At 75.0% G+C, this 12,831-nt stretch carries 11 protein-coding genes; 6 read left to right on the plus strand and 5 right to left on the minus strand.

Annotation, left to right across the window (positions count from 1 at the left end):
- Nucleotides 1-4 precede the first annotated feature (4 nt).
- The 3 genes from ACZ6O5_RS02900 to ACZ6O5_RS02910 form a co-directional block, all read right to left on the minus strand.
- Nucleotides 5-1,765: a DEAD/DEAH box helicase gene (locus tag ACZ6O5_RS02900; RefSeq protein WP_465974186.1), complete on the minus strand. Its 1,761-nt coding sequence runs from the start codon at nucleotides 1,763-1,765 to the stop codon at nucleotides 5-7.
- A gap of 101 nt (nucleotides 1,766-1,866) precedes the next feature.
- On the minus strand, nucleotides 1,867-2,694 hold the full coding sequence (locus tag ACZ6O5_RS02905) for a hypothetical protein (RefSeq protein WP_465974187.1): 828 nt from the start codon (nucleotides 2,692-2,694) through the stop codon (nucleotides 1,867-1,869).
- Between the two features lie 159 nt (nucleotides 2,695-2,853).
- Nucleotides 2,854-3,459 (minus strand): hypothetical protein, encoded by a 606-nt coding sequence (locus tag ACZ6O5_RS02910; RefSeq protein WP_465974188.1) that lies wholly within the window; start codon nucleotides 3,457-3,459, stop codon nucleotides 2,854-2,856.
- 373 nt (nucleotides 3,460-3,832) lie between these two features.
- Here ACZ6O5_RS02910 and ACZ6O5_RS02915 point away from each other — a divergent pair, with 373 nt between their 5' ends.
- The 3 genes from ACZ6O5_RS02915 to ACZ6O5_RS02925 all read left to right on the plus strand — a co-directional run bounded on the left by ACZ6O5_RS02915 (nucleotide 3,833) and on the right by ACZ6O5_RS02925 (nucleotide 6,174).
- A complete protein-coding gene (locus ACZ6O5_RS02915) occupies nucleotides 3,833-4,975 on the plus strand; it encodes a sensor histidine kinase (protein WP_465974189.1) in 1,143 nt (380 codons plus the stop codon).
- Nucleotides 4,972-5,577: a response regulator gene (locus ACZ6O5_RS02920; RefSeq protein WP_465974190.1), complete on the plus strand. Its 606-nt coding sequence runs from the start codon at nucleotides 4,972-4,974 to the stop codon at nucleotides 5,575-5,577. Before ACZ6O5_RS02915 ends, ACZ6O5_RS02920 begins: the two co-directional genes overlap by 4 nt.
- 63 nt (nucleotides 5,578-5,640) lie before the next feature.
- Nucleotides 5,641-6,174 (plus strand): 2'-5' RNA ligase family protein, encoded by a 534-nt coding sequence (locus ACZ6O5_RS02925; RefSeq protein ID WP_465974191.1) that lies wholly within the window; start codon nucleotides 5,641-5,643, stop codon nucleotides 6,172-6,174.
- Nucleotides 6,175-6,213: 39 nt separating this feature from the next.
- On the opposite strand, the gene ACZ6O5_RS02930 is transcribed toward ACZ6O5_RS02925, so the two are convergent.
- Nucleotides 6,214-8,409: a glycoside hydrolase family 43 protein gene (locus ACZ6O5_RS02930; protein ID WP_465974192.1), complete on the minus strand. Its 2,196-nt coding sequence runs from the start codon at nucleotides 8,407-8,409 to the stop codon at nucleotides 6,214-6,216.
- Nucleotides 8,410-8,591: 182 nt separating this feature from the next.
- Between ACZ6O5_RS02930 and ACZ6O5_RS02935 the strand changes: the two genes are divergently transcribed.
- The 3 genes from ACZ6O5_RS02935 (at nucleotide 8,592) to ACZ6O5_RS02945 (ending at nucleotide 12,193) form a co-directional block, all read left to right on the plus strand.
- The gene (locus ACZ6O5_RS02935) at nucleotides 8,592-9,548 is read left to right on the plus strand and encodes a hypothetical protein (RefSeq protein ID WP_465974193.1); all 957 of its coding nucleotides are present in this window, start codon (nucleotides 8,592-8,594) and stop codon (nucleotides 9,546-9,548) included.
- A gap of 4 nt (nucleotides 9,549-9,552) precedes the next feature.
- Complete coding sequence (locus tag ACZ6O5_RS02940) at nucleotides 9,553-11,139, plus strand: asparagine synthetase B family protein (RefSeq protein WP_465974194.1); 1,587 nt, start codon at nucleotides 9,553-9,555, stop codon at nucleotides 11,137-11,139.
- 61 nt (nucleotides 11,140-11,200) lie between these two features.
- Nucleotides 11,201-12,193: a linear amide C-N hydrolase gene (locus ACZ6O5_RS02945; RefSeq protein WP_465974195.1), complete on the plus strand. Its 993-nt coding sequence runs from the start codon at nucleotides 11,201-11,203 to the stop codon at nucleotides 12,191-12,193.
- On the opposite strand, the gene ACZ6O5_RS02950 is transcribed toward ACZ6O5_RS02945, so the two are convergent.
- A complete protein-coding gene (locus ACZ6O5_RS02950; protein ID WP_465974196.1) occupies nucleotides 12,190-12,804 on the minus strand; it encodes an HDIG domain-containing metalloprotein in 615 nt (204 codons plus the stop codon). The two genes, ACZ6O5_RS02945 and ACZ6O5_RS02950, sit on opposite strands and share 4 nt — an antisense overlap.
- Nucleotides 12,805-12,831 lie beyond the last annotated feature (27 nt).

Genomic DNA, 12,831 nt, shown 5'->3' on the forward strand with positions numbered 1-12,831 from the left:
CCGGCTACCGGCGGTCGCGCCGGTCCCGGGGGTCGAAGCGACGCTCACCGCCACCGTCGCCCTCACCGTCCCGGTCCCGCCGGACGGTGGCCTTGCGACCCTTGATGGTGCTGCCCCGCAGGCCCTGGATCACCTCGTCGGCCATGCCCTGCGGCACCTCCACCAGGGAGAACCGGTCGGCGATCTCGATCGAGCCGATGTCCCGCCCGCTCACCCCGGTCTCCCCGGTGATCGCGCCGACCAGGTCCTGCGGTCGTACCCCGGCCCGGCGGCCCAACCCGATGAAGACCTGGGCCGTGCCGGCGGCGCGGGACCGGCCGCCGGCCCGGCGGTCCCGACCCTCGGCGCCGGGCCGGCCCTCCCGGTTCGGGCGGACCGAGACCTGAGGGATCTCCTCCTCGTCGGCGGTGCCGGGCAGCGTGGCCTCGTGCGCCAACCGCACCGCGGCGAGCGCGACCTCCATCAGGTCGAACTCGTCGGTCAGCGACTCGACGACCGCCCGGAACGGCTCCAGGTCGTCCTCGAGCACCGACTCGCGCACCGCGGCCTGGGTCAGCTCGAACCGCCGGGTCCGCAGGTCGGCCACCGTCGGGATCTTGTCCACCGTGATCCGCTGGCCGGTGACCCGCTCGATCGTCTTCAGCATCCGGTGCTCGCGCGGCTCGGCGAGCGTGATCGCCACGCCCTCCCGGCCGGCCCGGCCCACCCGGCCGATCCGGTGCACGTACGACTCCGGCGCGGACGGGACGTCGTAGTTCACCACGTGGGTGAGCTGCTCGACGTCCAGCCCGCGGGCCGCCACGTCGGTGGCGACCAGCAGGTCCGCGGTGCCGGAGCGCAGCCGGCCCATCACCCGGTCCCGCTGCTCCTGGCTCATCCCGCCGTGCAGCGCCTCGGCCCGGTAGCCCCGACCGTTCATCGTCTCGGTGAGCCGGTCCACCTCCTCCCGGCTGCGGCAGAACACGATCGCCGCGGTGGGCGACTCGACGTCCAGCACCCGGCCCAGCGCGGCCGGCTTGTGCGCCCGCGCCACGATGTAGGCGCTCTGCCGTACCCGCGGCGCCTCGCCGGCCACCTGGCGTTCGCGTTCGATCCGGATCCGCACCGGGTCGGTCAGGTGCTGCCGGGCCAGCCCGTCGATGCGGGCCGGCATGGTGGCCGAGAAGAGCACCGTCTGCCGGCCCTCGGGGGCGTGCTCCAGGATCGCCTCGATGTCCTCGGCGAAGCCCATGTCGAGCATCTCGTCCGCCTCGTCCAGCACCACGGTGGTCAGCGAGCCGAGCCGCAGCGTGCCCCGGGCGATGTGGTCGAGCGCGCGCCCGGGCGTGGCGACCACCACGTCCACCCCGTGGTCGAGCGCGCGGAGCTGCCGGCCGATCGGCTGGCCGCCGTAGATCGGCAGCACCCGGGCGCCCAGATCCTTGCCGTAGCGGTGGAACGCCTCGGAGACCTGCACCGCCAGCTCCCGCGTCGGCACCAGCACCAGCGACACCGGGTCGCCGTCCGGGCGCGGCGTGGGCATCCGCTGTAGCAGCGGCAGCGCGAACGCGGCGGTCTTGCCGGTGCCGGTCGCCGCCTGCCCGAGCAGGTCCCGGCCGGCCAGCAGCGGCGGGATGGCCTCGCTCTGGATCGGCGTGGGCTCCTCGTAGCCGAGGGCGGACAGCGCGCCCAGCAGTTCGGCGCGCAGCCCGAGATCCGCGAAGGCGGCGGTGTCCTCGGCGATGGCGGGGGTGGTGGGCTCGGTCGGGGTCGGTGCGGCGCTCATGCGGCAAGCCTTTCATCACCGCCGGGCGCGGGTCGCGGCGACCGGCGCAAACGTTCGCCGCGCCACGCGCGACCCCGTCCGGGCCCGGTGCTGCGGCCGGCTCACCCCGCCGCGACGGCCAGCAGGGTGGTCACCCCCACCACCACGTCGAGCGCCACGCACCACTCCGCGTACCCGCGCGGCACCACCCGGTCGGAGCGGTGGTGCCACAGGTCCCAGCCGGCGTGTCCGAGCCAGCCCAGGCCGACAAGCGTGCCGGCGACGTGGACCGGCGCGGCCAGCGCCGCCGCCGCCAGGCCGCCCCAGACGGCCAGCCCGACGAGTTGGACCGTGAGCTGCCACCGGTCGCCGAGTTGCCGTCGCCACGCGCCGATGACCAGGTAGCCGGCCGGCAGCACGAGCAGCGACCACGGCGACACCACGCCCGGGGCGAACCACATGTCGACGGTCATCAGCAGCGCCAGGCCGACCGGCCAGCGACGCGCCACCGCCGCCACCACCGGGTGCCGGCGGGGCGGCGCGGTCGCCGGGTGCCGGTGCCGCAGCGCCACCAGCGCCATCGCCGGCAGCATCAGCAGGTGACCGCCGAGCAGCAGCACGTCGTCCCCGACCCACCCCGCCCACCAGGCCGGGAGGAGGAGCAGGAACGGCACGTACATGGCCGCGCTCATCTCCCCGGCGGCGGGCCACCCGTCGCCCCGGTACCACATCCAGGCGACCATGCCCACTGCCATGTTCGTGGCCATCAGCAGCGCGTCCACGTCCGGCCGGGCGAGCACGCCCGCGCCGCCCAGCAGTTCCCCGCCGATCCGCCACAGCGGGCCGAGCACCACCATGCCGGCCACCATCGCCACGACCATCCCGGCCAGGTGCCGGGCCCGCGTCCAGCCGGCCCACCGCCGGGGTACGCCCACCGTCATCTCCGTCATGCCCCGACCCTGCCGGCGCGGGACGCACCGGGCCAGGCGCGTCCGTCATCGGGAAACCGTGCGGAACGCACGGGTCGGTCGTGACCTGAGACATGGACGCGGCCGTGCGGCGACGCTCCCGACCGGTGCGGAGGAGCGTCGCCGTACGGGCTGTTCGGATCAGTAGTTGAGGGAGCAGAACTCCGGGTGGCCGACCGCGGTGCCGGTGCACTCGACCCGGGCGTCGCTCGGGTACACCTTGACCGTCATGGTCGAGGTGAAGTTCGCCGGTGTGAACGTCAGCGATCCGCCGACGCCGAACGGCTGTCCGCTGACGGTGCCGGAGAAGTTGCGCCCCCAGGTGGCCGCCGTGCCGAGGGTGTACGGCCCGCCGACGGCGGTGGGCGGCGTGCCCGACTTGGTGTAGCTCTTCCGTTCGAGGTTGGTGGTGACGCCGCCGCTGGTCCGGTCCGCGTTGCTGGACACGATCTTGGCGTAGGTGACCGCGCTGCCGTTCGAGCACCACTCGACGTTCATGGTCATGAAGGCGGTGGTGGCGCTGACCGTGCCGGTGCTGCCGTTGGCGTAGACGACCGGCACGTTGAGCTCGTTCACCGGGATCTTCATCTGGAGCCGGTAGGCGCTGCCCGAGGCCTGTGCGCAGGTGCCCTGAAGGTATCCGGTGTAGGTCGCGGCGCTGGCCGGCGGCGCGGCCACCGCGACCAGGCCGGCCGCGCATCCGGCGGCGAACAGCGAACGAATCATGTTGCGGGTGACTCGCGACATTTCCTCTTCCTCTTTCTCGTCCCACGCGAGGTGGGACACCGGCAATTGTTCCGGCGTCGGGGTGCAGGGTGGGGTGGAAGCGTCCGGCGTTCGTATGTTTCGCATCAGCGCTGGTCAAGCCGCTTCCCGGTGATGGATCGCCGGGCCGGCGGTGTGCCGAGCGGCCGGGTAACGCGAATTCCGTTCCCCGCTCTTATTCGTATCATCCGATCCCGGGAAATGCACCCGGAGGAAGGTGAATTGCTTTTGCTGCCACAACAGTTGACCCGGAAACTGTCTTAGCATTTTTCTTTCTACGTCACTGAGCTGGCACGGGCCCGCGGTGCCGATCGCCGGGTCGGGTGCCGGCGTGCCACCCCTAGGATCGGCGGGCATGACTGTCGATCCGGCGGACCACCGGCTGCGCCGGGCCCGGCGCGTCACCCTGCTCTCGCTGGGCACGAACGGGTGGACCACGGTGCTGCTGCCCGCCGTCGGCCTGCTCCGGGAGCCGGACCCGGTGCGGGCGGTGCTCGGCGTGGTGGGGTTGCTCGGCTTCACGGTGGCCCAGGTGGCGGTGCTGCACGCGGCGGTGACGCCCTGGCTCGCCGCCCCGGCCCGGCGCCGCCGGCACCTCGGGCTGGCGGTGGCCGCGCTGCTCAGCCTGCCGCTGGTCGGCCCGGTGGCGGCCGGCGCCTGGCCGACCTGGGCGTGGCTGGGCGCGTCGCTGGTCGGCATGACGCCGTTGCTGTTCCGGCCGGCGGTGGCGGTGGCCGCGGCGGCCGGGGTGTTCACCGCCGCGGCCGGGGTCACCGTGGCGACCGGCGGACCGCTGCCCACGGCGCTGCTGGTCACCGGCGGGGTGGGCGCCGGGATCGCGCTGCTCACCTGGGTCCAGGTGTGGTTCTGGGACCTGCTGGTCGAGGCCCGGCAGGGGCAGGCGGCCGGGGCGCGGCTCGCCGCGACCGAGGAGCGGCTGCGGTTCGCCCGCGACGTGCACGACCTGCTCGGCCACGATCTCACCGTGATCGCGCTGAAGGCCGAGCTGGCCGAGCGGCTGGCGTCGGTGGACGGCGCCCGCGCCGGCCGGGAGGCGGCCGAGGCACGTCGGCTCGCCGTGTCGGCGTTGACCCGGGTCCGCGCCGCCGTGCACGGCTACCGCGCCGTCGACCTGGCCGAGCAGGCGGCGGCGGTGGGGGAGGTGCTGCGCTCCAGCGGGGTGCGCTGCACGGTCGACCCGCCGGTCGGTGTGCTGCCCGCCCCGGTCGCCGCCGACCTGGCCGCCGTGCTGCGCGAGGCCGGCACGAACGTGCTGCGGCACAGCCGGGCCGGCTGGTGCCGGATCGAGATCACCCGCGACGATGGGCTGGTGACGCTGACCGTACGCAACGACGGCGTCCGTGGCCCCGGCCCGGACGCCTTCAGCGGTGGCCTCCGCGGCCTCGCCGACCGGCTCGCCCCCTCCGGGGGCCGCGTCCGGACCTCCACCGAGGACGGCGTGTTCAGCCTGGTGGCGACCGTGCCGGTGACGCCGTGATCCGGGTGCTGCTGGCCGACGACGAGGAGCTGATCCGGCTCGCGCTGGCCGCGTTGCTCGACCTGGAACCGGACATCGAGGTGGTGGCGCACGCCGCCGACGGGCGGGCCGCCCTGACCGCCGCGCTGGCCCACCGCCCGGACGTCGCCGTGCTGGACCTGGAGATGCCGCCGCCCGACGGCGTGGCGGTCGCCGCCGAACTGACCCGCCTGCTGCCCGGGTGCGCCCCGGTGATCCTCACCGGTCACGGCCGGCCCGCCCAGCTCCGGCCGGCGCTGGCGGCCGGAGCGCGCGGGTTCCTCGCCAAGGGCGCTCCCGGCGGCGCGCTGGCCGACGTGATCCGCCGGGTGCACTCCGGCGCGCGCTACGTCGACCCGGCGCTCGCCGCCGACGCGTTGACGTTGCCCGAGTGCCCGTTGACCCCGCGCGAGCTGGAGACGCTGCGACTGGCGGAACTGGGCACCCCGGTCGCGGTGATCGCCCGCCGGACCCACCTCGCCGCCGGGACCGTCCGCAACCACCTGAGCGCCTGCGTGCAGAAACTCGGCGCCGTCGACCGGGCCGGGGCGGTCCGGCGGGCCCGCGAGGCCGGCTGGCTCTGACCCGGGCGGTCGGCAACCGGGTACCGGACGTCCCCGCCGTCCGCCGGGGACTAGCCTGATCCCGTGCGGACGGTGGAACTGCTCTGCTCACCCGAGCTGGACGCCACGGTGCGGGCAGCCTGGAGCCGGCTCGCCGCCGCCGGCCTGCCCAGCCTCGCCCGCAACACGCACCCGACCAACCGGCCGCACCTGACGCTCGCCTCGGTCGACGACTTCCCGCCCGGCGCCGAGCAGCGCCTCGCCGACCTCTGCGACGCCGCGTTGCCGCTGCCCGTCCGGCTCGACCGGCTGGCGGTCCTCGACGGCAGCGCGCCGCTGGTCTGGCTGGTCCGTCCGGCGCCGCAGCTCGTCGCGCTGCACGGCGCGGTCTGGGACGTGCTCGCCGAGGCGTCCGGCCCGCACCCGTGGCACCTGCCCGGTCGCTGGGTGCCGCACCTGAGCCTGGCGTTGCGTTTCCGGGGGGCGGACCGCCGCCGCGCCCGGGCGGTCGCCGGCGCGGACCGCCCGGGCGGGGAGTTCGTGGCCGCCCGCAGCTACGACGGCGACACCCGCACCGTCACCGAGCTGACCGCCACCTGCCCGCGCCCCGGCGGCTGAGCCGGGGCCGCCCCGGTGGTGGGGCGGCCCCGGACGCGGTCAGCGGTGGAAGCGGAGGTAGTCGAACTCCGCCGTCACCGCCGGCGTCGCGCCGCCGTGGGCGACCAGGCCGATCCGCGGCGTGGTGTCGGCCGGGAAGGTCCACACCGCGCCCCACGTCCAGTGCGTCCCGTCCCGGCTGGAGCCGGCGCGGAACTCGTGCTCGCCGGTGACCCGGTCGACGTGGTGGGCCAGCCGCAGCCAGGTCGTGGTCCCCGGGGTGCCGACGATGCTGCCGCCGTAGACGGGCTGGCCGGCGAAGGGCAGCTCGTAGCCGAACTCGACCTGCCGGGTGTTCCAGATGGCCACCTGGCTCAGCCGGGCGAACCGGTCGTCGTCGACGTACGCGACGAGGCCGGCCTGCTGGTAGTTGCGGACCGTCTCCTCGCCCAGGTCGAGCGTCACCCTGGTCTCCGCCACGTAGTCACCGGCCGGCGCGTCGCGCAGCAGCACCCCGGCGGTGTTGGCGGTGCCGGAGAGGTCGGCGTCCTGGACCGGCCAGCGGAGCGCGCCGCCGGACACGGTCGCGGCCGGGTCCTGGCGCACCCACCGCCAGGCCGGGTCGAGGCCGCCCGAGAACTCGTCGGAGTGGTCGCGCAGCACCGGGCCGACCCGGGGCGGGGCGACCTCGTGCCGCACCGGGCGGTACAGGCGGGCGGCGCTGACGTTGTCGAACTCGGCCGGTCCGCCCTCGGCGCGCAGCGCCAATGGGCCGTTCGCCGGCCGGGGGAGCCGCATCGACACCCGGGCGACCGGGTCGCCGAGCCGGGACGGGCTGAGCGTGGCGACGAGCTGCCGGCCGCGTACCTCCACGGCGAGGTTGTGCCGGTTGCGCAGGTCGGTGCCGGCGGGCAGCGGCACGCCGGCGGTCCCGGCGGTCAGCCGGCCGGCGCCGACCCGGACGTCCACCGTGCCGAGCCGCAGTCCGGCCGTGGTCGCGCCGGTCAGCCGCAGGTCGGTCTCGACCCGCCGGTCGCCGCCGGGGCTGGTACGCGAGGTGAGCGTCCCGGTGCCGGTCAGCACGCCGCCGGCGGCCCGCCAGGAGCCGGACCCGGTCCGCCAGTCGCGCAGGTCGGCGGTGTCGAAGCGGGCGTCGACGCGACCGCTGGTGACCGGCGCGGGACGGGTGCCGTCGGAGGGGCCGGCGCCGGCGTTCACGGTGGGCCATCCGTCGATCCAGTCGAGGCGGTCCAGCAGCATCGGCCGCTCGTTGACGCCGAACGGCTCGTCCAGGTAGGGGTCGGCCCGGTCGATCGCGTGGTAGGCGATCCAGTCCTGCCCGGACAGGTCGGTGAGCACCGCGTTGTGGCCGGTGCCGATCCACCGGTTGCCGTTCTGGGTCAGTACCGGCGTGCCGCCGGCCCGGGAGACGTCGAGGCGCTGGCCCTCGCGGTCGACGAACGGGCCGCGCGGGTCACGGGCGCGGCCGACCTGGACGGAGTAGCCGGTGGCCGGGCCGGCGCAGCAGTTCGCGGTGGAGGCGAAGAGGTAGTACCAGCCGTCGCGGTGCAGCGCGTACGCGCCCTCGAACTTGTTGTCCACCGCGACCGGTGTCGACGTGCCGACCGCGCGCAGCCCGTCGGGGGTCAGCTCGGTGACCGAGATGCCGCCGTAGTAGCTGCCGTAGTAGAGGTAGGAGCGGCCGTCGGCGCCGGTGAGCTGGCTCGGGTCGATGGTCCACAGGTAGCCGCCGCCGGCGCCGGGGCGCGGGGCGACCACCGGCGTGTCGACGAACGTCCAGGGGCCGGCCGGGCTCGGCGCGGTGGCCACGCCGACGGCGGTGTCGAACGTGTCGTCGGAGACGGTGGTGTCGGTGACGGTCAGGTACATCACCCAGCGCCCGCCGATCCGGCGCACGTCGGGCGCCCAGAACGCGGAGCCGGGTGCGGCGTAGGCGGGCCGCTGGTCGGCGCTGAACGCGTCGCCCACGTAGCTCCAGTCGACCAGGTCGGTGGAGCGGGCGATGGGCACCCGGTGGGCCCGGCCCTCACCCTCGCGCAGCGGGTCGGAGGTGCCGAAGGCGTACCAGACGCCGTCGTCGCCACGGACCACGACCGGATCGGCGAAGGTGTCGGCGAACCCGGCGGAGACCGGGTTGCGGTAGCGGTCGGGCCCGGCGGCGGGCGCGGGCGCCGCCCCGGCGAGCGTCAGGGTGAGTACGGCGGCGAGCACGCCGCCGCGGTGGAGGTGTCGCATCGGGCCTGCCTCGGAGTAGACGGAGGTCACTGCGGTGCACACGTTTGTACAGCGTTGGATACAACGTTGTAAAGAACCGTTCGGAGGAGAGTGGGCGCATTGCCCCCGGCACTCCCGTCCCGGGTGATTACGTGAGGTGCAGACCCCGTTGCACCGTGTCCCGACGAGAGGGGACGCAGACCATGCGAGTGCCCAGCCGTAGCCCCGGTCGCCAGCCCGGCCCCACCGCCGCGTCCACCGCTCCCGCCCGCCGGCTGCCGGCCGTCGACCGGCACGCCGCCGGGCCCGACCTGGCCGCCTACCGGGCGGCGGTGGCGGACCTGCTGGTCGAGGTGGGCGCGTTGGCGGACGCGCCCTCGACCACCGCCCGGCAGGTGCTGCTCGACCAGCGGCTGCGCGAGCCGGCCATCGCCGCGGTCCTGGACGCCACCCCGCAGGGACTGGTCGGCGCGCGGGAGACGCTGCTGCTGGAGATGGCGCGCTACCAGCCCAACGCGCGCAGCTCGGCGCACGACCTGACCGCGCTGGTCCGGATCTTCCTGCTCTCCCGCGTCGACGTGCTGTGGTGGCGGGACAGCCCCACCTTCCGCACCGACGACCAGGTGCGTACCAGCACCGAACTCGTCGACCTGGAGTGGCTGCGCCGCCGCGGGCTGCTGGAGTTCCGCTACCGCGAGCAGCCCGCCACGGTGCTGGGACGCGGGCTGCACGCGGTCCGGCGCCGGGTCCGTCCGGGTGCCAGCCCGCGTACCGCGGGTCTGCTGTTCCGCCGGGCCCGTCGCGAGATGGTCGCTCTCCTCAACGACCTGGCCCGGGAGTTCGCCACGGTCACCCGCGCCGGCACGCCGCCGCTCTGGGTGACCAGCCTGGCCCGCAGCGCCGAGCACCAGTACCGGCTGCGCCGGCTGGGGTACGCCGCCATGGTGCCCAGCGGGCACTGCCTGGGCTGGGCGGCCGACGTCGAACTCGACTGGTACGAGCGGTTCGGCGCGCGTACCGCCCTGGCCGGGTTGCTGCTGGGCCGGCAGGAGGCCGGCGAGATCAACGTGGTCGACGAGGGACAGGCCTGGCACCTCTGCCTCGCGCCCTCGGCCCGTCGCCGGTACCGGCGGGCGTACGAGGCCGAGATGGGGTGCTGACCCGATGTGTGGGATCGCGCTGAGCATCGGCCCGGAGGCCGACCCGGCCACCTTCCGGCGGATGCTGGCCGCGCTGGCCCCGCGCGGCGAGGTGACCGAGACCCGGCAGGAGAACGGCCTGCTGGCCGGCGTACGCCGGTTGCGGATCGTGGACCGGGACCGGTCCACGCAGCCCTGGGTCTCACCCGACGAGCGGCACCTGCTCTGCTTCAACGGCGAGGTCTTCAACCACCACGAGCTGCGCGCCGAGCTCACCCGGCTCGGCCACGTCTTCCGCACCACCGGCGACACCGAGGTGGTGCTCGCCGCGTTCCGCCAGTGGGGTGAGGGCGCGGTACGCCGGCTGCGCGGCGAGTACGCCTTCGTGGTGGCCGAACGTGCCGGCGGTCGGGCGTACCTGGCCCGGGACCCGCTCGGGGTGAAGCCGCTCTACTGGTCCCGCGGCCCGGGTTGCCTGCACCTGGCCTCCGAGGTCAAGGCGCTGGTCGGGCACGGCGCGCCGATCAACGAGGTGCCGCCGGGGCACCACGGCTGGGCCGGGCCGGACGATCCGGTCCGGCTGCGCCCGCACGTGGACCTGCTCGCGCTCGGCGTCGGGCTGCCGGTGATCGACGACCCGGACGAGGCCGCCCTGCTCGTCCGCGTCGCGCTCACCGACGCCATGCGGACCCGGTTGGACACCGACCTCACCGTAGGTGTGGTGCTCTCCGGCGGCCTGGACAGCTCGCTGGCGTTGCTGCACGCCCGGGAGCTGCATCCGGACTGCGTGGCGGTGACCGTCGGCGCCCCGGACAGCCCCGACGTGGCGTACGCGCGGCGGCTCGCCGCCGACCTCGGCGTGCCGCACGAGGTGATCGAGGTGCGCCCGCGCGACATCCGCCGCGCCGACGTGCGCGAGGCCATCCGGATCTCGGAGCTGACCGAGTACGGCGACATCATCAACGCGGTGGTCTCGGTGCCGATCTTCCGGCGCCTGCGCGAGCTGGGCGTGAAGGTGGTGCTCACCGGCGACGGTTCGGACGAGCTGTTCGGCGGCTATCCCATGTACCACCAGGTCGGGCCGGAGCGGTCCCGCCGGCTGTTCCTGCACAAGATCCGCAACCTGTGCCGGACCGAGTTGCAGCGGGTGGACCGGGCCAGCATGGGGCACGGCGTGGAGGCCCGGGTGCCGTTCCTCGACCTCAGCGTCGTCGAGCTGGCCATGCGGCTGCCGCTGGACCTCAAGCTGCGGGACGGGCAGGAGAAGTGGATCGTCCGGCGGGCCTTCGCCGACCTGCTGCCCGACTATGTCCGGCGCCGGCCGAAGAACCCGATGTCCTACTCGTCCGGCCTGCACGAGCGGGCCCGGCTCTACAAGCCGATCTTCGCCCGGCTGCACCGTTCCTTCGGCTACGACCTGCTGGAGCCGGTCCGGCGCGACTTCGACAGCGTGCTCACCCGGTGCGGCAACGACCTCGACCGGGCCATCGCCGACGGTGTGGCCCGGCCCGACTACACCGTGCTGGAGCACGCCCGGGACCTGGTCGGGGCGGCCCGGTGGAACGCCGCGCCGATGGTGCGCCGGCTGGTCAACCCGCGGCGTACCCCTTGAGCGTCGGTTCGCGCCGGTTCCTCGATGGACATCCGGGCGTCGCTCTTCTAGCGTCGCGGGCATGCGGAGGACGCTCATCGCCACCGGTCTCGCACTGCTGCTGCTCGGCACCGGCTGCGGGGAGAGCCGCCCGCCGGCCGGCCCGGCCGGCGTCGGCACGCCGACCGCGTCCCGGCAGGACCCGGGCCAGGCCGAGCGCACGCTGGCCAGCCTGCGCAAGGTCGACGACCTGCCGCTGTACGAGATGACCTACGTCGGCGACTACGACCCGACCGCCGGGGTGGCCGACAGTACGCCGCCGAGCCCGTTCGGCTGCTCGCTGTTCGCCGCGCTCGCCGACCGGGACCGGCCGCTGTTCGCCCGCAACTTCGACTGGCAGCCGAACCCGGCGCTGGTGCTGCGCACCGACCCGCCCGACGGGTACGCCTCGATCTCGCTCGTGGACATCTCCTACCTGGGCGTCCCCGCCGACCCGGCCGGTGACCGGCGGCTGCTCGACGCGCCGCTGCTGCCGTTCGACGGAATGAACGAGCGCGGTCTCGCCGTGGGGCTCGCCGCCGACGACGGCGCGCGGGCCGAACCGGTGGCCGGGCGGCCCACCGTCGGCTCGGTGCGCATCCTGCGCCTGGTGCTCGACGCGGCGGCCACGGTGGACGAGGCGGTCGCCGTGTTCGAGCGGTACAACCTGGACTTCGACGGCGGCCCGCCGCTGCACTACCTGCTCGCGGATGCCACCGGGGCGTCCGCCGTGGTCGAGTTCGTCGACGGGAAACTGCGCGTCGACAAGCGTCGGGGCCCCTGGCAGGCACTGACCAACGTGCCCGCTGTCGGCGTGCCGGACCGGGAGCTGCGCCAGGACCACCGGTACGGCGTGCTGGCCCGGGAGCTGGACCGGGCCGGCGGGACGGTCGACGCCGCCGGCGCGCTGCGCCTGCTCGACGCGGTCCGCCAGTCGCACACCCGCTGGTCGGTGACGTACGGGTTGCGCAGCGGCGAGGTGCGGCTGGTGACCGCCGGTGGCGGCGCCCGCGACTACCGGCTGCCGATGAGTTAGCCGACCGGGTGCCCGTGCCGGCGGGCGAGCACCGCCAGGTCCGGCTCGCCGAACCGCTCGACGAGCGCCGCGAACCGGGCGACCTTGTCCGCGCCGAAGCGCCGCACGGCCGCCGAGTACGAGGCGGCGGAGACGAACGTCGGCGGCGTCGTCTTGCTGTGGAACTTGTCCGCGTACATCACCAGCACCTCCTCGTCGGTGCCCGGGGTCCAGTCGGCGACCGGGAGCGGGAGCCGCTGCCGGAGCACGTCCTCGCGGGTGAGGCCCACCCCGGTGTGCCGGGAGCAGAACCGGCCGAGCGTCTCGGGCAGGCCCGACTCCCGTAGCAGCGCGTGGCCCAGCACGCCGTGCCGGACATAGTTCGCCCGGTCGAACCGGCCGGCGGCGTCGTGGAGGCGGTAGACGCCGATGTCGTGCAGCAGGCTGCCGGCCCGCACCAGGGCGACGTCCAGGCCCGCGCCGTGTCGCTCCAGCAGTTGCTCCGCCACCTCGCACACGATCCGGCAGTGCGTCCAGACGAGGTGGAACGCCGCCTCCGTCGGCGCGTGCCGCTCGTGCAACGCCCGGATCTGCGCGTCCGTCGGCACGGCGGTCCGCTGCTCGATCGTCATGTTCCCGGGTCCCCTCCCGTGGGTCGG

The organism is Micromonospora sp. NPDC049201 (genome assembly GCF_055586805.1).